This window comes from Streptomyces cynarae, assembly GCF_025642135.1.
Taxonomy (GTDB): Bacteria; Actinomycetota; Actinomycetes; order Streptomycetales; family Streptomycetaceae; genus Streptomyces; species Streptomyces cynarae.
The window spans coordinates 6276850-6298403 of the sequence record NZ_CP106793.1 but is presented as its reverse complement, the minus strand read 5'-3'; the positions used below and the strand labels follow the sequence as shown (position 1 = coordinate 6298403).

Genomic DNA, 21554 nt, shown 5'->3' with positions numbered 1-21554 from the left:
CGCCCATGAGCTCCTCCGGGTCAGCTGCTGCTGACGCTCTCGCTGTTGGTGGTGAAGTTCAGACCGCCGGACGAAGACGTGATCTCGAAGCCGAACTGCAGGTCCCCGATGGTCACGTTGCCGAACCAGCCCTTGGTGTCCTTGATCCACTTGAGGATCGGCAGGACGTCGACGGTGCCGGAGCTGGAGTTGGAGGTGCGGACGAACGAGAAGACGTCGTTCGAGCCGTTGTTGCCCTTGTAGACGGTCCAGGTGTGACCGCCGAGCGTCACGTTGCCCTGCGAGGTGCCGAGCGGCCCGACGGCTCCGGTCTTGTTGACCCAGAGCATGATCTCGTACTTGTAGCCGGTGTCCCAGATGTCGTACGACGTGTTGTACGCGCCGGACGACGGCACGGTGACGTTGTAGCTGCTGGACAGCGAGGAGAGCGAGGTGATCGACTTGTTGATCACCTTCTTGGCGTTCGGGTAGGACTTGATTCCGCCGGTGTTGGGGTGGTTCGCCCACACGCCCCAGTTGGTACCGGAGTTGGCCCAGATGCACTGGCTGCCGGCGCCGGAGCCCCAGATGTTGTTGTAGAGCGTGTAGCCGTTGAGTGTGGTGCTGCCCCACTGGTCGCAGGAGTTCCACACGGCGGCCTGGGCGGGGGCGGAGGCGATGCCGACGGTGGCGCCGAGCGCGAGCGCGGGGGCGATCAGCGCCTTGGTCAGCCTGTTCAGCGTGCGTATTGCCATGGTGTCCCTTCCATGGGTGGGGGGAATTGCTGCTGGTCCTGCGGCCCCGTGGTGAGGACGCAGTCTTCGCCGGCGACGAGGTCGAGCGGGGTCGCGCCGGCGGAAGTCCGGAGGTCGACGCGGCAGCTGCGGGTGGGGCGCAGTACGGCTGTCGTTCGCTCGGGGCTCCAGGTGAGGTCGAGTTCGGCGCCGAACCGGGTGCGGACGCCGAGGAGCCGGCCTCGGGGGTACGCGGCGGGCAGCGCGGGCAGCAGCACCAGCCGGCCGGGCGTCGACTGGACGAGTGCTTCGATGAGCACGGCCGGGAGCGCGTGGGCCGCGTCGGCGTTGTAGACGTCGAGGTGCGGGTAGTGCGCGCTCATCAGGGATGCGTGGAAGTAGTCGCCTGCCAGTACCTGGCCGAGGGCGTGCGCGACCCGGTCCGCATCGCGCAGACGTGCGGCGACGAGCGCGTGGTGCAGGTGGCCGTGCGCCGAGTCGTTCTCGGCGCCGCGCAGTTCGAGCGCCCTGTGGGCGGCCGCGGCGAGGCCGGGCGTGTCATAGGGGTTGATCTCGTCGAGCGGCCACACGCCGTAGAGGTGGCTGAGATGACGGTGGTCGTAGGTGTCTTCCAGGCCCGGCCAGGCCCATTCCGCGAGGGCGCCGTCGGCGTTGACGCGGTGCGGCGGGAGGCGGTCGGCGAGGGCGCGCCAGTCCTCCGCCCGGTCCGGGTGGTAGGCGGCGGCCGTGAGCAGGGCGTGCCGGGCCGCCGAGAGGTCCATGGCGGCGTTGATCGTGCCCCAGCTCGCGTTCGCCGGACGGTTCTCGGGCGAGTAGGAGGGGACGACGACGAGCCGTCCCTCGTCGTCGGTGCGGGTGAGGAAGTCCTCGTAGAACGCGGCGACTTCGGCGAGGACGGCGGCGGTGCGGGGGTCTCGCTCGCCGTAGGTCTCGTCGTGGTCGACGAGCGGCTTGAGCAGCCAGTCGGCGCCCGCGGTCCACAGGTGCAGTGGGTACTCCCGGCTGAAGTGGTACGCGTACCCGGACTCCCCGTCGGTGTGCGCGGGGGCGACGACACCCCGGGCGCCGTGGACGGCGCGGGCGTTCTCCCGCCAGTGGTCGAGTTGGCCGTGGATCAGCGCCGCGTGGGCTTCTGTGACCTCGGGCAGGGCGCCGGCCGACGCGGAGGCGGTCTGCAGGTTCAGGTTGGCGTCGGTGGTGAACGCACCGGACCACGCCGTGTTCCAGTCGCCGGTCCACAGGCCGGTCAGGCGGGGCGGGAGCATGCCGCTGGAGCTGAGCAGGTGGTAGCGGCCCGCGGCGAAGAGCCGTTCCAGAAGGGCGGCGCTCGTGGGGCGCCGGAGGAGCTCGCTGCCGGGCAGGGCGCGTTCGGCGGCGTCCGCGCCGAGATCGAGGGTGGCGCGGCGGTAGGCCGGGCGGTGGAGCGCCAGATGACGGTCGAGGAGTCCGGCGAAGGGTTCCTCGGAGGGCAGCAGGGCGCGCAGGGCACGCGCCTCCGCGAGGGCGTCCAGTTCGCCGGTGTGCCGGTGGACCCGGGTCAGCAGCAGGACCGACTCGGCGTCGGCGATGCGTACGCCCTGCGAGGCGAGGGCACTCGTGCCGCCGGTGACGACGGCCAGCGTCACGCCGGTGAAGGCGCGGTCGCTGCCCGGGTAGCGGGCGCGCAGGGTGAGGAGGGCGCCCTCGGCGGTGAGGGCGGTGCCGTGGCCGACGGCCAGGTCGCGTGGGGCGCCGGGCAGCCGGTGGTCGAGGGACAGCTCGAGTACCGGTCCGGGGGCGGTCACGTACTGCACGATCACGTCGTCCGCGCGCGAGACGAAGACCCGGCTGCTCCAGCCCGCGCACCCGGCCCTCGTGACGCCCGTGGTGAAGTCCACCGAACGCCGGTAGTCGCGTCCCTCCCCCGCCGGCCGCCGCAGCCGCGTCTGGAACGCCGGGTGGAACGGCTGCACCCACTGCAGCTTCCGCCCGTCGGTGAAGTGTTCGGCGGCGGCGGTCTCGCCCGCGAGCAGTCGGTCCTGGAGGGCTGAGAGCCGGGAAGCCAGCTCGGGCGGCCGTGCGTGTTCGCTTCCGTTGGGGCGTAGGAGGGTGTGATGCGTGACGATGACCCGGTCGTCGTTCGGATCCCCGAACATCATGGCGCCATGTCGGCCGTTCCCGCTCAGGAAGGCGTCCTCCCAGCGGGCGGCGGGATCGGGCTCCCAGGTTCCATGCACGACTTCACCGGTCATGGGCGCAGCACCGCCACTCCGTATCGGTCGAGGGCGAGCGTGTCCGTGACCGTCCCACCGGTGAGCAGGTCGTGGTGGGGGCCCGGCACCGTGACCTGGACCGGCTCGCGCCGGTGGTTGAGCACGAAGAGCAGGTCGCCGCGCCGGACGGCCTCGACCCCGGTGGGCAGATCGTCGAGCACGGGCCGTGCGCCCGCGTCGGCGGCGATGCCCGCGAGCAGCTCGCGCAGCGCGTCCGGTTCGGGGAGCGTGGAGAGGTACCAGGCGCGGCCGGTGCGCAGGACGGCGGGGAGTCCGTCGAGTTCGCCGCCCTTGTAGCGGGCGGCCACCGCGGCCGGTTCGGCCTGGAGCTCCTCGGACCACAGGGTGCCGCGGAAGCCACCGCCCGGGCCGTCGCATTCCACCGTCTCGCCCGCGTGCAGCGGCCACCACTCGTGCAGGGTGCGGATGCCGAAGAGGGCACGCAGCCGTGGGTCCATGCCGCCGGGCCTGACGCGGTCGTTCTCGTCCGCGACGCCGGTGAGGAAGCCGCAGACGAGGGTGCCACCGCCGCGTACGTACCCGAGGAGGTTCTCGATCGCCGTGTCCGTGAGGAGGTAGAGCTGCGGGACGACGACGAGACGGTACGCGGACAGGTCGTGCTCGGGGTGCGCGAAGTCGGTGGTGAGGTGGGCCTCCCACAGGGCGCGGTGCCAGGCGCGCACGACCTCGGCATGGTCGACCTCGGTGGACATACGGCCGTCCTGGGCGCCGGCCCACCAGGCGTGCCAGTCGTGGAGGATCGCCACATCGGACTCGAGGTGGCTGCCCGTCACCTCGGGTCCGAGCCGCGCCAGCTCCGCACCGAGCCGCTTGACCTCCTGGAAGGTGCGGCCCTGTTCCCCCGCGTGACTGACCATGCCCGAGTGGAACTTCTCCGCGCCCTGCCGGGACTGGCGCCACTGGAAGTAGCACACGGCGTCCGCCCCGTGCGCCACGGCCTGCAGGGACCACAGGCGGTTCATGCCCTGCGGCTTGGGATGGTTGACACCCCGCCGGTTCACCGGGCCCGCCGCCTGCTCCATGAGCATCCACGGCCCGCGGGCCTGGGAGCGGGTCATGTCCTGCACCAGTGCGCCCTGCTGGGCGCCGAGGGGGTCGCGCGGGTCGGGATAGATGTCGACGGAGACGACGTCCTCCTCCTCGGCCCAGCGCCACGCGTCCTGCCCGAACCACAGCGGCATGAAGTTGGTGGTGACCGGGATGTGCGGGGTGTGCCGACGCACGATGTCACGCTCGGCGACGTAGCACTCCAGCAGCATGTCGGAGGTGAAGCGCCGGAAGTCCAGCACCTGGGTGGGGTTCTTCATGTAGTGGGGTTGCCGGGGCGGCAGGACGCCGTCCCAGCTGTCGTAGCCCTGACTCCAGAAGGCCGTCCCCCAGGCGGTGTTGAGGGCGTCGAGGGTGCCGTACTTCTCCCGGAGCCAGCGGCGGAAGGCCACCGCCGCCTGGTCACCGTGGTCGAAGGTGCAGTACTCGTTGTTGATGTGCCACATCGTGAGGGCGGGGTGGCCGCCGTAGCGGGCGGCCAGGTCCTCGGTGATGGCGGCGGCGTAGCGCCGGTAGGTGGCGCTGGAGTGCGAGAAGTGCTGCCTGCCGCCCCACCACTCGGTGCGGCCGTCCTCGGTGACGGGCAGGGTGTCGGGGTGCAGCCGGCCCATCCAGGGCGGCGGCGATGAGGTGGGGGTGGCGAGGACGACGCCGATGCCGTTGCCGTGCATCAGGTCCATCAGCGTGTCCAGCCAGTCGAACTCCCGTGCGCCCGGGTGCGGTTCGAACTTCGCCCAGGAGAAAACACCGAGCGTCACGGAGTTGACGCCGGCGTCCTTCATCAGCCGGACGTCCTCGTGCCAGGTCTCCTCGGGCCACTGCTCGGGGTTGTAGTCGCCACCGAAGAGGATGCGGCCGCGGGTGGCGGCACTGAGGTCCGGCATCAGGACGGCTCCCCGTACTGGATGCCCCGGCCGTTCGTGGCCAGGTAGACACGGCCGTAGACGCGCGGGTCACCGGTGACGGCCGTGCCGATCCAACCCCACTGGTGCTGGTCGTCGTTGATCCGCACCCAGGTCTTGGCCTCGTCGTCGGAGCGGTGGACGCCGGTGACGGTCCCGATCCTGCCCACCAGATAGATGGCGGGGTGGTCGGCGCCGTCCGCGGCCCTGCCGAAACCGAGACACTCCGAGGCTGCGACGCCGACGGTCTTCGAGAAGCTCGCGCCGCCGTCGGTGGACCGGTGCAGGCCCTCCCATTTGGCGCTCAGCCACAGGTCGCCGGACCTGCCCGGCGACGCGACCAGCTTGAACTGGCTGTCCCCGGAGGGCAGTCCGGTCGCGCGGGCGGTGAAGGTACGGCCACTGTCAGTGCTGGCGTACAGCGTTCCTGTTTCGGTGTCGTACGCGTAGAAGAGCGTCGGGTCGGCCGGGTCGGCGACCGGCGTGGCGCCCTTCGGGAAGGAGGTGACCTCGGACCAGGTGACGCCGTTGTCCGCGGAGCGGTAGGCGGGGAACTTCGTGCCGTCAGAGTGCACGAAGACCCAGAGCAGCACACTGCCGTCGGCGTTGGTGGCGATCGGCCCCGGTGCGTCCTTGGCGATGGAGGGCTGGGCCGTGAAGGGCGCCCAGGTCTGCCCGCCGTCGTTCGAGTAAGCGCCGTTGCCGTGGTCGCCCCAGCCGGTACGGACGACGTACGCCGGCCTGGCCGCGGCCTGGGCGAGCCCCATGGCCGACCCGAAGACCGGGTTCGACGCCATGCCGCGCGAGGGCGATGCCGTGAGCGACTCGTGGTACATCACGCCGATGTCCCCGCACCCGCTGATCAGGTGCGCCTCCCCGACCGGAGGCGAGATCAGCAGGCGCACGGCCGTCTCCTCCAGGCCGCGGATCTGCGGGGCCCAGTTCTTCAGATCCCGCGTGCCGTAGAGGGTGGCGCCGGTGCCGTAGACGATGTGCCGCGAGTCGTACGGGTCGAGGGCGAGAGCCTGGATCCACCAGCCGAACTTCGGCTTGGCCTGGCCCCACTTGAGGTAGGGGGTCTCGGAGACGTCGAGGACGGCCGTGTCCTTCAGGGATATCCAGGTACGGCCGCCGTCGGTCGTCCGGTACAGGGTGTCGACGTCCGCCCACCGGTTGTTGGTGGAGACGACGACGGTGCCCGGGTGGCGGGCGTCGACGGCGACACCCCCGTATCCGAAGGTGTCGGCGGATCCGTCGGCGGCGGTCCCGCCCGGCTTGACCGGCGTGACCTCGGTCCACTTGCCGTTGAGGGTGCAGAGCTTGTGCACGCTGCCGTCGGACTGGCCGTTGGGGCCGGGCGCGTTGGCGTAGGTCACGTACAGGTGGCCGGTGCCCCGGTCGAAGGCCGCCCGGATCGGGACCTCGGCGGCGGTGCCGGAGGGCCGGCCGGGGACGGCTTCCCAGGTGGTGCCGTCGGCGGTGCGGTAAAGGTTCTTTGCACCGGCCGTACCGTCACCGTCGCCCCAGCCGGCGTAGAGGGTGCGTCCCGCGGCGACGAGGAAGGTGACCCCCTGCCCGGTGGCGCTCGGGGACGCCGGGAATCCGGTCACGGCCGCCCAGGTCGCGCCCCGGTCGGTCGACTTGAGCAGCCCGTCGTGCCGGGTGCCCAGCCACAGGGTGTTGCTGTCCCGCGGATCGACGAGCAGCCGCTCGCCCGTGCCCCGGCCGTCCTCGTTGGCGCCGAGCTTGACGCCGAGGTCGGTGCGGGTCCAGGTGGCACCGCGGTCGTCGGACCGCAGGATCGCCCCGTTGCCGGCCCAGGACTGGGTGTAGGTGCCGAGGGCGAGGTAGACGCGGTCGGGGTGGGCGGGGTCGACGGCGATGGCCTCGACGCCGAGGAGGTTCCAGTCGTCCGAACCGAGGTGGTCGGTCAGCGGGGTCCAGAGCGCGGTGCGGTCGTCCCAGCGGTAGGCGCCGCCGATGTCGGTACGGGCGTAGGCGAGGCCGCGGACCGCGGGGTGGAAGAGAACGCCGGTGACGAAACCTGTACCGCCTATGACGGCGTTGCGCCAGCGGTAGGCCGGCGTGGTGGTGGCGGTCGATGCCGCGGCCAGCGCCTGTCCGGGGACGAACGGGACGGCGGTGAGCGCGGCGGTCGCCGCGGTACCGGCGAGAACGACACGTCGGCTCGGAGTGGACGCGGGCATGACATACCTCGTTCCGTGCGGTGGGGACAAGGGGGAGGTTTGGGCCCGCCGCGGCCGACCGCTGATGGGGGCAGGTCGGCCGCGGCGGAGTCGAAAGGGGTGGCTCAGCCCTTGATGGCTCCGGTGAGCATGCCCTTCTTGAAGTGCCGCTGGACGAAGGGGGAGGCGATCCCGACGGGGATCAGGGCGAGGACCATGACCGCCATCTGCAGTCCCAAGGACGAGAGGTGACCGGTTGCGACCGCTTGCTGGAGGCCGGCCGGCGCCTCGGTGTTCTTCTGGACCAGCTGGATGAGCACGTTCTGCAGCGGCATCATCCGCTGGTCGGTGAGGTAGATGGAGGCGTTGAACCAGGCGCTCCAGTACCCGACCGCGTAGAACAGCGAGATGACGGCCAGCACCGCCCTCGACAGCGGCATGATGATGGTCAGCAGAATGCGCAGGTCACTGGCCCCGTCGATGCGGGCGGACTCGGTGAGTTCGGGGGAGATCCCCATGAAGAAGGCCCGCAGGACGAGGATGTTGAAGATGCTGACCGCGCTCGGCAGGATCAGCGACAGATAGGTGTCGGTGAGATGCAGCGACTGCACCAGAAGGTACGTCGGGATGAGGCCGGCCCCGAAGAACATGGTCGCCATCATGGTCATCAGGAAGAACCGGTGGCCCAGAGTGCCCCGCCGGGACAGACCGTAGGCCGCGAGGACCGACACCGTCATCGAGAACAGCGTGCCGCAGAGCGTGACACCGACCGAGACCATGATCGCCCGGCTGACCTGGCCACCGCTGAGCAGTTCCTTGTAGTTGACGAAGGTGATGCCCTGGGGGATCACGACCAGACCGCCGACCCGGTCGATCACCGGTTTGGGCGAGAGGCTGGTGACGATCACGATCCACAGCGGACCGAGGACTCCCAGACAGCACAGCAGAAGGAATCCGCCCTTGGCGGTGAGTCCGGCCTTGCTGGGCGGCTCCTCCCACACGGGGCGGGCGGGTGCCTTGAGGCTGCGGATGAGCGTCGTGTTGAGGCTCACTTCTGATACACCCCCTGCTCGCCGAGCAGATGCGCGACCCTGTTCGCGCCCAGGACGAGACACACTCCGATGACTCCCTTGGCGAGGCCGACCGCGGCCGCGTAGCTGAAGTCGCCGTGCTGGATACCGACGTTCCACACATAGGTGTCGAGGACCTCGCTGGCCCCCGCACCGACCGCGTACCGCTGGAGCAGGAACTGCTCGAACCCGACGCTCAGCGCGTCGCCCACCCGCAGGACCAGCAGCAGTGCGACCACCGGGCGCAACGCGGGCAGCGTCACGTGCCACATGCGTCGCCAGCGCCCCGCGCCGTCCATGGCGGCGGCCTCGTACAGATCGGTGCTGACGGCGGCCAGCGCGGCGAGGAAGACGATGATCCCCCAGCCGGCGTCCTTCCACACGGCCTGCGCGGTGACCATGTACTTGAACAGGCTCGCGTTGGTCATCAGGTCGAAGCCGCTCCACCCGTGGTCTTCCAGGGTCTGGGCGATGATGCCCGCACCGCCGAAGATCTGCTGGAAGACGGTGACCACGAGGACCCAGGAGAAGAAGTGCGGCAGATACATGATCGCCTGGGCCACGGCCCGCACCCGGGGCCGGATCACGCTGTTGATGACCAGCGCGAGGGCGATGGGGATCGGGAAGAACAGCACCAGCTGGAGCACGAACAGGACGATGGTGTTCTTCGCGGCGCCCCAGAACAGCGGGTCGTCGAACATCCGCGAGAACTGCTCCACGCCGACCCAGGGGCTGTGGAAGATCGCCGTGATGCCGTTGCTGGAGGTGTACGGGTCGTAGTCCTGGAAGGCGACGACGTTGCCGAGCAGCGGGACGTAGTTGAAGATCAGGAGCAGGACGATGACGGGCAGCGTCATCAGGATCAGCGCGCGGTCGCGGCGCCACCGAACCCGGAAGGGAACCTTGTCCGCCTTGCCGGCTCTGCGCGGCACGCTCTCCTTCACGGTGGCGGCGGCGACCGCGGCCGTCGGTTCCTCGACGGCCGCGGGGGGACGTGTCCCGTCAGGCCTGCTCCCGGCCGTGAGGGACATCAGTTGCCACTGCCGTTCTTGTCGAGGAGCTGCTTGTACCAGTCGCGCAGCTTGTCGCCGCCGGAGGACTTCCAGGTGGAGATGGCCTGCTGCACGTCGGACAGACTCTTGTTGCCGCGCACGTAGTCGATCTCCAGCTGCTCGAACGGGCTGGAGAGATTGGCGTAGCGGCTCGGCTCGATGATGTTCATGCCGTAGGTGGACGTCTTCTTCACGAAGGCACCCTGCCGCTGTTGCCACTCGACCTGCTTGCGGGTGACCTCGGGCAAGTCGGGGTGGGCGAGGTAGGGAGCCGGGGCGGCCAGCAGCACCCAGGCGTTGTTGACCTCCTGGTTGCCCAGGTCGGTCTTGACCGGGACGCCGTTCTTGACCGTGTAGTGGGTGCCCTCGACGCCGTAGTCGACGAACATCCGCTCCTTGGTGCCGAAGGGGGCTGCCGCGAAGTTGGCGGCGGCCAGCGCGTTCTCGATCGTCTCCTTCGAGGCGCCCTTGCGGATCATCGACCAGATGCTGGCGGGCGGGACGGCGTACAGCGTCGGGTTGCCGCCGCCGGCGGCGAAGTAGTCCATGCCGTCCATCTCGAAGCCGGGGTTGGACTTGGCCTGTTGGGCGGTCAAGCCGTACCAGCCGGACATGTCGCTGTTGACGACCAGGGTCTGCCCGGCGGTGAACCGCTGGGTGGGGTCTCCCGTGTTGGCCTTGTCGTCGGGATGGACCACGCCCGCGTCGAACAGCTTGCGGACCCACTCCAGGTGTTCGAGGTACTCGGGGTGCTCGATGCGGTACGTGAGCTTGCCGTCGGCCCCGATGTTCCAGCCGAGGGGCCCGGCGGGGAGGAGACCGAAGATGGACGCCGCCGCCCACCTCATGTCGCCACAGGCCCACACCTTGGCCTTGGCGCTGGTGGCCTCCTTGGCCCAGCTGAGGAACTCGTCGGCCGACTTGGGAACGGTGTAGCCCTTCTTGTCGAAGATGTCCTTGCGGTAGAAGGGCACGATGTTGGTCACGGGGGCGGCGGGCATCGGGATGCCGCGCAGCGCGCCGCCGAAGATGCTCATGCGCCAGGAGTCGGACGGTATCGCGGCCAGGTTCGGGTACTTCTTGATCTTGTCGCCCGCCAGGTAGGGGCCGAGGTCCATGAACTTCGCGCTGACGGCGCTCGCGATCTTGCCGACCAGGTTCCAGCTGGGCACGACCACCATGTCGGGTATGGAGCTGGAGGCGAGGACCGCGCCGAGCTTCTGGCCGTAGGTGTTGCCGTCCTGGTTCTGCCAGGTGATCTTGGTGCCGGCGGCCGCGTCGAGTGCCTTGTAGTACGCGCAGTCGGGCTTCGGCGGGGTGCCCCAGAGCGGGGACAGGATCGTGAAGGGGGCGCCGGTGCCGAGCTTGTCCGGGACCGACGTGGCCAGGGACGCGAGATCGATCTTGCTGGTGAAGCCGGCGGCCGACCCGTTCTTCGACGGAATGTCCGGCTTGGCGACCGTGCTGGCGATGTATGTCGGGAGCAGCTTGTCCGCGGCCTTGCCCGACGTGGTGCCCTCACGCGAGCCGCCGTCCGAACCGCCACAGGCGGCGAGCAGCGGCATACCACCGGCCACCGCTGCGGTGGCGACCGCCGTGGAGGCGAGGAAGCTTCTCCGGCTGGGCCCGGAAGAAGCGGAAGCGGAGTTCGGCGTCATTGCGTCAACCCTTCGTGGCGCACCAGGACACCCGGCGGAAGAGCCGTCGGCTGCGGTGTCTCGAGTGGAACTTGGCTGAGCTGAAGCGGCGGTGACATGGGAGGGAACGGTGAGCACCGCTGAGGGGCCCTCCACAGTCGAAGCGCTTCGATGTTGCTGCGAGGTTAAGTGAACACCTGGGGGTGCACAAGGGTCACTTCCAAGATTCCTCCCAGCCTCGGAGATACCGGTTGAACCGGTTGGAAGGCTTGGAACGACGGTGAGGAAACGGAGTTGTTGCGGCTGGGTGTCTTGACACCCGCCCTGAAGTCGAATGAGCATCGAAGCGCTTCGAAAGCGCCCCGCCGCTCGACCTCCGAAGGATCACCACGTGACCGCACAGACGCCGCCCGCACCCTCTTTCCGTGATCCGCAGCTGCCGTTCGTGAAGCGCATCGACGACCTGGTGGCGCGGCTGACGCTCGATGAGAGGATCGCGATCCTGCACCAGTTCGTGCCGGCCGTCGAGCGCCTCGGCATCGCCGCGTTCCGCACCGGCCAGGAGGCCCTGCACGGAGTGGCGTGGATGGGCCCGGCGACGGTGTTCCCGCAGGCGGTCGGGCTCGGCGCGACCTGGAACGACAACTTGGTGCGCCGGGTCGGCGAAGCGGTCTCCAAGGAGGTCCGCGCGATGCGGGCCCGCGACGAGCGCGTCGGCCTGAACGTCTGGGCGCCCACGGTCAACCTGCTGCGCCACCCGCTCTGGGGCCGCAACGAGGAGGGCTACTCGGAGGACCCGCAGCTGACCTCTGCGATCGCGACGGCGTACACGCGCGGTCTGCGCGGCGACCATCCGACGTACTGGCGCACCGCCCCGGTCCTCAAGCACTGGCTCGCCCACAACAACGAGACGAACCGCGACACCACCTCCTCCTCGGTCCGTCCGCGTGTGCTGCACGAGTACGACCTGCGGGCGTTCCGTGAGGCCGTTCAGGCGGGCTCGGTGGCCGGGGTGATGCCCGCCTACAACCTGGTCAACGGCCGCCCCAACCATGTCTCGCCGTATCTGCGCGAGCACCTGCGCCGCTGGACCGACCAGGAGTTGCTGGTCTGCTCGGACGCGGGCGCGCCGTCCAACCTGGTCGACTCCGAGCACTACTTCGACACGCACGAGGAGGCGACGGCCGCGGCGGTCCGGGCCGGCGTCGACAGCTTCACCGATCACGGCACGGACAGCTCGACGATCGTCGCGCGGATCAAGGACGCGCTGGTGAAGGGTCTGCTGACCGAGGAGGACATCGACCAGGCGGTGCGCCGGCAGCTCTCGGTGCGGTTCCGGCTGGGGGAGTTCGACCCGCGTCTGGACCCGCATGCGGCGACCCGGGACTTCGACACCCCGGCCCATCGGGCACTCGCCCAGGAGACCGCCGAGCAGGCGGTCGTGCTGCTGAAGAACGACGGCCTGCTGCCCCTCGCCGACGACGTGCGCGTCGCGGCGGTCGGGCTGCTCGCCGACGAGTGCAAGCTCGACTGGTACAGCGGCACGCTGATCCACCGGTCCACGCCTCTGGAGGGTCTGTACGAACGCTTCGGCGCCGATCGCGTGGAGTTCGCGGAGGGTGTGGACCGGGTACGTCTGAAGACCTCCACCGGTGCGTATCTGCGGGTGCCCGTGGCCGACGCCGACGACGAGGTGCGCGGCGCCGAGGGTGCCCTGGACCCGGCGCTGCTGCAGGGCCGCACGGACCTGCCGCCGCTCACCGCCGACGAGCACGGCAGCGAACTCGCGCTGATCGACTGGGGCGAGGGCCTGCTGACCTTCCGCGCCCCCGACGGGCGGTACCTCTCGGTCGCCGACGACGGCTACGTCCGCGCCTCCGCGGACCAGCCCGGCGGCTGGGTCGTCCAGGAGACGTTCCGCCTGGAACCCCATGGCAGCGGCCACCTCCTGAAGCATGTCGGGACGGGCGGGTACGTGTCGGTCGCCGCCGACGGCGTGAAGGTTGCCGAGGACCAGAGGGAAGTCTTCGAACTGGAGGTCGTCGAGAGCGGCGAGGACGCGGTCACCCGGGCGGCCGCGGGTGCTGACGTGGTGCTCGTGTTCGCGGGCAACGACCCCCACCTGAACGGCCGCGAGACCGAGGACCGCACGACGCTGCGCCTGCCCGATCACCAGGAGCGGCTGCTGCGCGCGGCCCGCGCCGCGAACCCGCGCACGGCCTTGGTGCTGGTGTCCGCGTACCCGTACGCGGTCGATCCCACGGAACTCCCGGCCGTGCTGTGGACGGCACACGGCGGCCAGGCCGCGGGCACCGCGCTGGCCCGGGTGCTGTCCGGCGACGTCTCCCCCGCGGGCCGTCTGCCCCAGACCTGGTACGCGGACGACGCGGACCTGCCCGATCTGCTCGACTACGACGTGATCGGCAGCCGTCAGACGTATCTGTACTTCGAGGGAACACCGCTGTTCCCGTTCGGGCACGGGCTGTCGTACGCGTCCTTCGCCTACGGCGACCTCGCCGCCCGGGTGGGGGACGGGCGGGTGGCGGTCTCCTTCACGGTGACCAACACGAGCACACGGGCCGCCGACGAGGTCGCCCAGGTGTACACCCGGGCCGTCGATCCCTCGGTCCCGCGTCCGCGCCGCGAGCTGGTCGCCCACCGGCGCGTGCACCTGGCGCCCGGTGCCTCGGCGGAGCTGGCCTTCGAGGTGCCGCTCAGCGCCTTGGAGTTCTGGGACGTGGCGCACGGGCGGTGGCGGCTCGAACCGGGTCCGTACGAGATCCTGGTGGGCGCGTCGAGCGAGGACATCCGGCTGCGAACGACGATCGAGCCGCCGGGTGAGCCGGCCGGACCGCGCCCGGTGCGCGAACGCGGCCTGGAGGCCGCCGACTTCGACGAGCAGCGGGACACGCTGATCGTCGACCGTACGAAGGTGTCGGGGGACTCCGTGGCACCGGCGGAGGACAGGACGGGCGAACTGCTCTTCCGTCGCTGCGACTTCGGGGACGGCGTCACGGGCGTGACGGCGCAGCTCGCGGGCGAGGGGACCCTCGAGGTCCTCTTGGACGGGGGCGATCCGCCGGCCGTGCTCACGCTCGCCGCACCCACCGGACCGTACGACTACACCACCGTGGACGCCGCCTTCACCGCCTCAGGTGTGCACGACGTCCGTCTCAGGCTGCGCGGCCCGTTGCGGCTCGCGCACGTCGGCTTCTCCGGTTGAGGGTCCGGACCAGCCGACGCACCGACGGCCGGAGCCCCCGCACAGCGGGCTCCGGCCGTCGGTCAAGCAGGTGGGGTCAGAGGGCGAGGCCCGTCAGGACCAGGACCCGCTCGTAGGTGTAGTCCTCCATCGCGAACTTCACGCCCTCGCGCCCGACACCGGACAGCTTGGCACCGCCGTAGGGCATCTGGTCGGCGCGGTAGGACGGCACGTCGCCGACGACCACGCCGCCGACCTCGAGGGCGCGGTGGGCGCGGAAGGCGACCTGGAGGTCGTGGGTGAACACGCCCGCCTGGAGGCCGTACTTGGAGTCGTTGACCGCGTCGAACGCCGCCGCCTCGCCGTCCACCTTCTGCACGGTGAGGACGGGCCCGAAGACCTCCTCGCAGGAGATGGTCACATCGGCGGGGACGTCGGTGAGGACGGTCGGCGCGTAGGAGGCGCCGTCCCGCTTGCCACCGGTGAGCAGCGTGGCGCCCGCGTTCACCGCCTCCTCGACCCAGGACTCCACGCGTTTGGCGGCGTCCTCGCTGATCAGCGGGCCGACATCGGTCGCGCCGTCGGAGGGGTCGCCGGTGGCCTGGGCCTCGACGGCGGCGACGATGCGCGGCAGCAGCCGGTCGTACACCGAGGCGTCGGCGATCACGCGCTGCACGGAGATGCAGGACTGGCCGCCCTGGTAGTTGGAGAAGGTGGCGATGCGGTTCGCGGCCCAGTCCAGGTCCTCGTCGCTCGCGTAGTCGGCGAGCACGACGGCCGCGCCGTTGCCGCCCAGTTCCAGCGTGCAGTGCTTGCGCGGCACCGAGTCCATGATCGCGTAACCGACCTTCTCGGAGCCGGTGAAGGAGATGACCGGCAGGCGCTCGTCCTGGACGAGGGCGGGCATGCGGTCGTTGGGGACCGGCAGGATCGACCAGGAGCCGGCGGGCAGCTCGGTCTCGGCGAGCAGCTCGCCGATGATCAGGCCGGACAGCGGGGTGGCCGGGGCGGGCTTGAGGATGATGGGGGCGCCGGCGGCGATCGCCGGGGCGACCTTGTGGGCGCACAGGTTCAGCGGGAAGTTGAACGGCGCGATGCCGAGGACGACGCCCTTGGGGAAGCGGCGGGTCAGCGCCAGACGGCCCTGGCCGCCGGCGTCCGTGTCGAGGCGCTGGGCCTCGCCGCCGTTGAAGCGGCGGGCCTCCTCGGCGGCGAAGCGGAAGACGGAGACGGCACGGCCGACCTCGCCGCGCGCCCACTTGATGGGCTTGCCGTTCTCGGCGGAGATCAGCTGCGCGATCTCCTCCGTGCGCTCCGCGAGCCGCTTCGAGACGTGGTCGAGGGCGGCGGCACGGACGTGGGCCGGGGTGGCGGCGAACTCGTCGCGCACGGCGTACGCGGCGGCCACGGCCTCCTCGACCTGCGCCTCGGTCGGGACACTGACCTTGCCGACGAGCCGGCCGTCCCACGGCGAGGTGACGTCGAAGGTGGTCTCACCGGTGGCCTGGCGGCCGGCGAGCCAGAAGGCGTGGGTGGAAGTCATAGCGTTCAGTCCCGGCCCTTCCGAGGTTGGCTGGTGCTTGGGGGTTGCGTGGTCCACGGTAGGGCCGGGATGTCCGGGGGTCGTTTGTCCGGGGAGTAGCACTGCCCGGACGGGCTTCTACGCGATGTACAGCGGGGCTGCGCGCAGGGCCGTCCGGCGGTGCCGTACGGCGGTGACCGCCGTCCGGTGGTGGCGTCACTCCCCCGCCGCTGCCGTGGCCTTGAGCGCGAGCCACAGTTCCATCCGGACGTCCGGGTCGTCCAGGGAGCGGCCCAGGATCTCCTCGACCCGGCGCATCCGGTAACGCAGCGTGTGGCGGTGGACGCCGAGGTCGGCCGCCGCCGCGTCCCACTGGCCGTGGCGGGACAGCCAGGCCCGCAGCGAGGCGACCAGGTCGCCGCGGCCCGTCGCGTCGTGTTCGCGCAGGGCGCGCAGCAGTCCGTCGGCGAAGGCGCGGACGGCGTCGTCCTGGAGCAGCGGCAGCACCGATCCGGTCGCCAGTTCCTCGTGCTCGACCAGCGCCCGGCCGCGCCGCCGGGCCACCGAGAGCGCCTGTTCGGCCTGTTTGTAGGCGGCAGCCGCGGCTATCGGCCCCGCGGGCGCCGACATCCCGACCACCAGTTCGTCCTCGTCGGTGGCCGACTGCTCGCGGGCGGCGGCCCGGGCCGCCTGGACCGCCGGCGCGTACTGCTGGCAGGCGGCGACGGCGGCGCCCCGTCGGCGGCGAGGATCACGAGCCGGGCCTCCCCTCGGGCACGACGAGCACGGCCTCGCCGGTGCGGGCGGCGGCGGACTCCACGGTCTCCGCGAGCCCTTCCAGAGGGTCGCCGTCCGTGTCGGCCGCCGCGAGCGCGGCGGCGGTCGGCTGCGCGGTCACCACGCGCGCGTGCCCGTCCGCGTGCGCCCGGGCGGCCGACGCGGACGCCGACTCGGCGACGATCACCCGGAAGGGCGCGTCCAGCAGGTCGCCGTACAGGTCCCCGGCCACGGCACGGGCGTGGTCCGGCTGCCCGGCCAGCAGCATGCGCAGCACGGCCCCGCCGATCCGCTGCTCGGCGGCGTGCAGGGACCCGGAGCGTTCGGTGGTGAGGGTGAGCAGGGCGATGGCGGAGTGCACGGCGTACCGCTCGGCGGTGCCCAGCGGGGCGGCCGTGCCCACGGCGAGCGCGGCGCGCGGGCGCCGTCCGGTGCCGAGGAGTGCAGTTCGACCCGGTCCTCTCCGTTCGCCTCTCCGTTCGACCCGCCGACCACGGACGTGGCCGGCGCGGACCGCTCCCGCAGGCGCTCCACGTCGGGGGTGAGCCGTGCCGCGCGCCGTCCCGCCCACTCGGGCGCGGCGGCGACGACGGCGCCGGAGGCGTCGTACAGCGCGGCCCAGCCGTCGACCTGGGCGGCGAGCGCGGCGAGGAGCCCCTCCGGGCCGTCGATGAGGGCCTGTCTGGTCAGCTCGCGCTGCGCGGCGAACCCTGCGGTCACGGCCCGGTACTGGTCGGCGGCGAGCGCGGCGGAGACGGCCTTGCTGATGGCGAGGAACGGGGTGCGGCGCGGCACCTCGAGCAGCGGGAGCCCCTCCTCGCGGGCCGCGTCCACGAGGGCCTTGGGGACCTCGTCGTAGTTGACGCCGACGGCGAAGCCGAGGCCGACCACGCCTGCGCCCACCAGCCGCTTCACATAGCGGCGCATGGCCTCCGGGTCCTCCGCGTCCAGCTTCAGCGCGGTGATCAGGAGCAGTTCGCCGCCCTCCATGTAGGGCACGGGGTCGGCGAGTTCGCTGACGTGTGCCCAGCGGACGGGGACGTCCAGGCGGTCCTCGCCCGCGCGCACGGTCAGCTTGAGCGCGGAGTGGTGGACGAGCGAGGCGAGGGTGAGGGGCATGGGGCCTTCGGGTCCTGTGTGATCTCTGCGATCGGTGCGATCATTGTGTGATCGTTGTGATCCTTTGGCCGCCGCGTATGAACGACCTATGCCGATTCTGCCTCACCGTACGGTCGGCGCGTGCCCTGAGCCCCCTCAGTTCCGTAGATCCACCAGCAGCGGCGGGGCGTGCTCGCCCTTCACGTTCGTCAGGGAGAGCACCGCGTGCCCCGGCGGCACGGCGTGCGCCAGTTCGGACGCGGACCACCGCTCGCGCTCGACCTGGCGGACGGTCACCGCCCGCGCGGTCGGCGCGTGGCCGGTGATCACCCGGCGCAGCATGTGCAGGGCCTTGCCCGCCGGGGTCTCGGCGATGATCTGCCGATCGGTGACGTCCCGGGTCTCGGTCCACTCCTTGCCCCACACCTCGGCGAAGTCCTGGCCGTCCCATGGGGTGAGGCCGGACAGCGCCATCCGGCACCCGGTGGCGCCGAGCAGGGGCCCGCGCAGCGGTCGGGGCACGTCGTCCAGGGTGCGCAGGGTGAGGACGACACCGGCGTTCGCGGACCTGAGCCGCTGGATCCCGCGGACGGCCTCGGGCGTGACGATCCCGCTCGCGTCGTCGAGGAGCAGGCAGGCGAACAGCGACCGGTCCTCACGGGTGGCGACACTGGCCGTGAACTGGGCGAGCACCAGTCGCGCGAGGATCCGCGAGGCGTCGGCGTGACCGCGCTCGGGCAGGTCGATGCGGACCCGCACCGGGTGGTCGAGGGCGCGCAGGGAGAACGGCCGGGTCTGCCCGGAGGTGTCGAAGAACTGTGCGAAGGCGGGCCGGTCGAGCAGCGCGACCCGGTCGGCGAGGACGCCGCCGACGTCACCGGGGTGCCGGGACTGGCGCTCCCGCGCGTCCAGTTCGCGCAGCAGGGCGTCCTGCCCGGTGTCCTGAAGGGCCTTGCGCAGGGCGGCGAGGGGCCCGGGTGCGCCGTCGAGGAGCTGGCGCAGCTCCGGTACGGACGGGAAGCGGCCGTGGACGGCCCGGTAGGGCCCGAGGAGCTGGGCGAGGACGGTGGTGGAGCGGCGGCTGTCCCCGCCGGGGTGCGGGTCGGCGAGGTCGCCGACGAGCGCCTCGGCGAGCACGGACGCCGCCTCGTCCGGGTCGGTGGTCCCGCCGTACAGGTCCAGGTCGTACACGGATTCGGGGTGTCCGACGCGTACGACGACGTCGTAGGCGTCCGCCGGTCCGAGCCCGGCGCCGCCGCACCGACCACGACGACGGCGGCCCGCCCGGTGAGCGCCTGCAGGCACAGCGACTCGGCGAGCGGCCACACCAGCGAGCTGGTCTTGCCGGACCCGGCGGGCCCCACGGCGACCAGGGAGGTGGCGAGCAGGTCGGGGCCGAGGGCGAGTCCGCTGCCGCGGTAGGCGTAGGGGTTGCGGGGGTCGTCCACGGCGGTGCCGAGCCGGACCTGGCCGGTGAACAGGTCGTGGCGGGCGAGCCGGGCGGGCAGATCCCGCTCCCCGGAGGGGTGCGGGCAGGCGGCGGCGCCGTCCTTGAGTACCGCCCCTGTGAACGTGGCCAGGTCGTGCCGCCCGCTGAGCACGCCCTGCCAGGCGCGGGTGATGCGGGCGTGGTCGACGTCGCGCATCAGCCCGGAGTGCGCTTCGGCGGCGAGCCGGTCGGCGGCCTCGTGCGCCCCGGCGGCGCGGAGCTGGTTGAAACGGGCGGGGTCGTCCTCGGGCGCCGGGGGCTTCTCGGCCGCGGGGGCGGCGGGGCGCCAGGCGGGCGGTCCGAAGCGGCGCCAGACCTCGCCCCAGCGGCCGAGCTTGCCGACCGTGAACATGATGGCCAGGGCGATCACCGTGTAGTAGCCGTACCAGAGGACGGCGTTGCCGACGCGGTCGTTGCTGTGCCGCCAGGAGTCGGGGGTGAAGAGGTCCAGCGGTACCACCCACCAGCCGCCGAGGTAGCCGTTCCACAGCAGCGACCAGATCAGCCAGCCGACCAGGAAGGCGATCAGCGCTCCGCTGAGCAGCTGCCGCGTCGGGATCAGCTCCGGTTCCTGCTCGGGCCGTGGCCGGTGCCCGAAGCGCCACACGCCGGGCAGCGCGGGCGGCCGTGGCGCCCGCAGCCAGGCCAGGAACGCCGAGCCGTCCGGCCGCGGCGGCAGCCCCGGGGCGTGCGCCGGGCGGGGCGGCACCGGGGGCGGCCCCGCCGGACGCGGCACGGGACCGGCCCGTGTGCTCCGTGCGTCCTGCGTTCCGTCGCTGTCCATCGCCTTCGCCCCCTGACCAGCCGCTCCGTCCACCATCAGCGAGTCAATCTAACGTCTGCGCAAGGGGAGTTCACCGCATACGCGACCGGGTGTCCGGTGACGCGTCCCCTTCCGTCGGGTCCACCGCTATGTCCACGGCGGACAAGCGGGCGCGCGCAAGGCGCCCACATGGAGCATGCCCACCCTCTGCGGCCCGTCTTAGCCTGCGAGAAAAGAAGGCAAGCGTCCGAAAAACACCTACGTCGACACGACCGTCGACATGCCGAACGCAAGATCATCAGGGAGCCCTCATGACCGCACTTCCGCAGGAGCGTCGCGTCGTCACCGCCATCCCCGGCCCGAAGTCGCTCGAGCTGCAGGCCCGTCGCACCGCCGCGGTCGCGCAGGGCGTGGGCTCCGTGCTGCCGGTCTTCACCACGCGCGCGGGCGGCGGGATCATCGAGGACGTCGACGGCAACCGGCTGATCGACTTCGGCTCCGGCATCGCCGTGACGTCCGTGGGCGCCTCCGCCGAGGCCGTCGTACGCCGGGCCTCCGCCCAGCTGCAGGACTTCACGCACACCTGTTTCATGGTCACGCCGTACGAGGGCTACGTGGCCGTCGCCGAGGCGCTGGCCGAGCTCACGCCGGGTGACCACGCCAAGAAGTCGGCGCTGTTCAACTCGGGCGCCGAGGCCGTCGAGAACGCGGTCAAGATCGCCCGCGCGTACACCAAGCGCCAGGCGGTCGTCGTCTTCGACCACGGCTACCACGGCCGCACGAACCTCACGATGGCGCTCACGGCGAAGAACATGCCGTACAAGCACGGTTTCGGCCCGTTCGCGCCCGAGGTCTACCGGATGCCGATGGCGTACGCCTACCGCTGGCCGACCGGCCCGGAGAACTGCGGCCCCGAGGCCGCCGCGCAGGCCATCGACCAGATCACCAAGCAGGTCGGCGCGGACAACGTGGCCGCGATCATCATCGAGCCGGTGCTCGGCGAGGGCGGCTTCATCGAGCCGGCGAAGGGCTTCCTGCCCGCGCTGCGGAAGTTCGCCACGGACAACGGCATCGTCTTCGTCGCCGACGAGATCCAGTCGGGCTTCTGCCGCACCGGCCAGTGGTTCGCGTGCGAGGACGAGGGCATCGTCCCGGACCTGATCACCACGGCCAAGGGCATCGCGGGCGGCCTCCCGCTCGCCGCGGTCACCGGCCGCGCCGAGATCATGGACGCCGCGCACGCGGGCGGCCTGGGCGGCACCTACGGCGGCAACCCGGTCGCCTGCGCGGGCGCGCTCGGCGCGATCGAGACGATGAAGGAGCTCGACCTCAACGCCCGGGCGAAGGAGATCGAGGACACCATGAAGGCCCGCCTGACGGCGATGGCCGAGAAGTTCGACGTGATCGGCGACGTCCGCGGCCGCGGCGCGATGATCGCGATCGAGCTGGTGAAGGACCGTACGACGAAGGAGCCGAACCCGGAGGCGACCTCGGCGCTCGCCAAGGCCTGCCACCAGGAGGGCCTGCTGGTCCTGACCTGTGGCACCTACGGCAACGTGCTGCGCTTCCTGCCGCCGCTGGTGATCGGTCAGGATCTGCTGAACGAGGGACTGGACATCATCGAGCAGGCGTTCGCACGCATCTGACCACCAAGGTCAGGGGGTGTGAAGAAGGTGTGCGAGGTGCATGGCGGGACGCGATTCCGACTGTCGGAGCGGTTTTCCCTGCCGTAGGTTCTACCCAGATGAGAGATACACCCGCCCACAGGGGACTGTGGGCGGCACTGGGCCGGGGCCTCCCCA

At 71.4% G+C, this 21554-nt stretch carries 10 protein-coding genes and 2 pseudogenes; 2 read left to right on the top strand and 10 right to left on the bottom strand.

Annotated features, from left to right (window positions below; translation table 11 throughout):
- Positions 1–20: 20 nt before the first annotated feature.
- From N8I84_RS28695 to N8I84_RS28665, 7 genes are all read right to left on the bottom strand, one after another.
- Positions 21–734 carry a glycoside hydrolase family 12 protein gene (locus N8I84_RS28695; protein ID WP_263232333.1) on the bottom strand — a complete coding sequence of 238 codons (714 nt, stop codon included), beginning with the start codon at positions 732–734 and terminating at the stop codon, positions 21–23.
- On the bottom strand, positions 716–2965 hold the full coding sequence (locus N8I84_RS28690; RefSeq protein WP_263232332.1) for a glycoside hydrolase family 95 protein: 2250 nt from the start codon (positions 2963–2965) through the stop codon (positions 716–718). The genes N8I84_RS28695 and N8I84_RS28690 overlap by 19 nt, the downstream gene beginning before the upstream one ends.
- Positions 2962–4938 (bottom strand): beta-galactosidase, encoded by a 1977-nt coding sequence (locus N8I84_RS28685; protein ID WP_263232331.1) that lies wholly within the window; start codon positions 4936–4938, stop codon positions 2962–2964. Before N8I84_RS28685 ends, N8I84_RS28690 begins: the two co-directional genes overlap by 4 nt.
- Complete coding sequence (locus tag N8I84_RS28680; protein WP_263232330.1) at positions 4938–7163, bottom strand: sialidase family protein; 2226 nt, start codon at positions 7161–7163, stop codon at positions 4938–4940. The genes N8I84_RS28685 and N8I84_RS28680 overlap by 1 nt, the downstream gene beginning before the upstream one ends.
- A 104-nt stretch (positions 7164–7267) precedes the next feature.
- Positions 7268–8194, bottom strand: coding sequence for a carbohydrate ABC transporter permease (locus N8I84_RS28675; RefSeq protein WP_263232329.1), 927 nt, complete (start codon positions 8192–8194; stop codon positions 7268–7270).
- Entirely contained in the window at positions 8191–9243 is a 1053-nt protein-coding gene (locus N8I84_RS28670; protein ID WP_263232328.1) for an ABC transporter permease, read from the bottom strand. Before N8I84_RS28670 ends, N8I84_RS28675 begins: the two co-directional genes overlap by 4 nt.
- Positions 9243–10922: an extracellular solute-binding protein gene (locus tag N8I84_RS28665; RefSeq protein WP_263232327.1), complete on the bottom strand. Its 1680-nt coding sequence runs from the start codon at positions 10920–10922 to the stop codon at positions 9243–9245. Before N8I84_RS28665 ends, N8I84_RS28670 begins: the two co-directional genes overlap by 1 nt.
- A 370-nt stretch (positions 10923–11292) precedes the next feature.
- On the opposite strand from N8I84_RS28665, the gene N8I84_RS28660 reads away from it, so the two are divergent.
- A complete protein-coding gene (locus N8I84_RS28660) occupies positions 11293–14124 on the top strand; it encodes a glycoside hydrolase family 3 C-terminal domain-containing protein (RefSeq protein ID WP_263232326.1) in 2832 nt (943 codons plus the stop codon).
- 76 nt (positions 14125–14200) lie between these two features.
- On the opposite strand, the gene N8I84_RS28655 is transcribed toward N8I84_RS28660, so the two are convergent.
- The 3 genes and pseudogenes from N8I84_RS28655 to N8I84_RS28645 all read right to left on the bottom strand — a co-directional run bounded on the left by N8I84_RS28655 (position 14201) and on the right by N8I84_RS28645 (position 19773).
- On the bottom strand, positions 14201–15646 hold the full coding sequence (locus N8I84_RS28655) for an aldehyde dehydrogenase family protein (protein ID WP_263232325.1): 1446 nt from the start codon (positions 15644–15646) through the stop codon (positions 14201–14203).
- A 195-nt stretch (positions 15647–15841) separates the two neighbouring features.
- Positions 15842–17521: pseudogene (locus tag N8I84_RS28650) on the bottom strand (PucR family transcriptional regulator).
- A gap of 135 nt (positions 17522–17656) precedes the next feature.
- Positions 17657–19773: pseudogene (locus N8I84_RS28645) on the bottom strand (ATP-binding protein).
- Between the two features lie 290 nt (positions 19774–20063).
- On the opposite strand from N8I84_RS28645, the gene gabT reads away from it, so the two are divergent.
- Positions 20064–21398, top strand: coding sequence for a 4-aminobutyrate--2-oxoglutarate transaminase (gene gabT, locus N8I84_RS28640; RefSeq protein WP_263232324.1), 1335 nt, complete (start codon positions 20064–20066; stop codon positions 21396–21398).
- Positions 21399–21554: the final 156 nt, after the last annotated feature.

What these genes read in the sequence shown, in the direction of transcription:
- N8I84_RS28695 (WP_263232333.1), bottom strand. Translation starts at nt 734, where the DNA reads ATGGCAATACGCACGCTGAACAGGCTGACCAAGGCGCTGATCGCCCCC.
- N8I84_RS28655 (WP_263232325.1), bottom strand. Translation starts at nt 15,646, where the DNA reads ATGACTTCCACCCACGCCTTCTGGCTCGCCGGCCGCCAGGCCACCGGT.
- N8I84_RS28665 (WP_263232327.1), bottom strand. Translation starts at nt 10,922, where the DNA reads ATGACGCCGAACTCCGCTTCCGCTTCTTCCGGGCCCAGCCGGAGAAGC.
- N8I84_RS28690 (WP_263232332.1), bottom strand. Translation starts at nt 2,965, where the DNA reads ATGACCGGTGAAGTCGTGCATGGAACCTGGGAGCCCGATCCCGCCGCC.
- N8I84_RS28685 (WP_263232331.1), bottom strand. Translation starts at nt 4,938, where the DNA reads ATGCCGGACCTCAGTGCCGCCACCCGCGGCCGCATCCTCTTCGGTGGC.
- N8I84_RS28670 (WP_263232328.1), bottom strand. Translation starts at nt 9,243, where the DNA reads ATGTCCCTCACGGCCGGGAGCAGGCCTGACGGGACACGTCCCCCCGCG.
- N8I84_RS28680 (WP_263232330.1), bottom strand. Translation starts at nt 7,163, where the DNA reads ATGCCCGCGTCCACTCCGAGCCGACGTGTCGTTCTCGCCGGTACCGCG.
- gabT (WP_263232324.1), top strand. Translation starts at nt 20,064, where the DNA reads ATGACCGCACTTCCGCAGGAGCGTCGCGTCGTCACCGCCATCCCCGGC.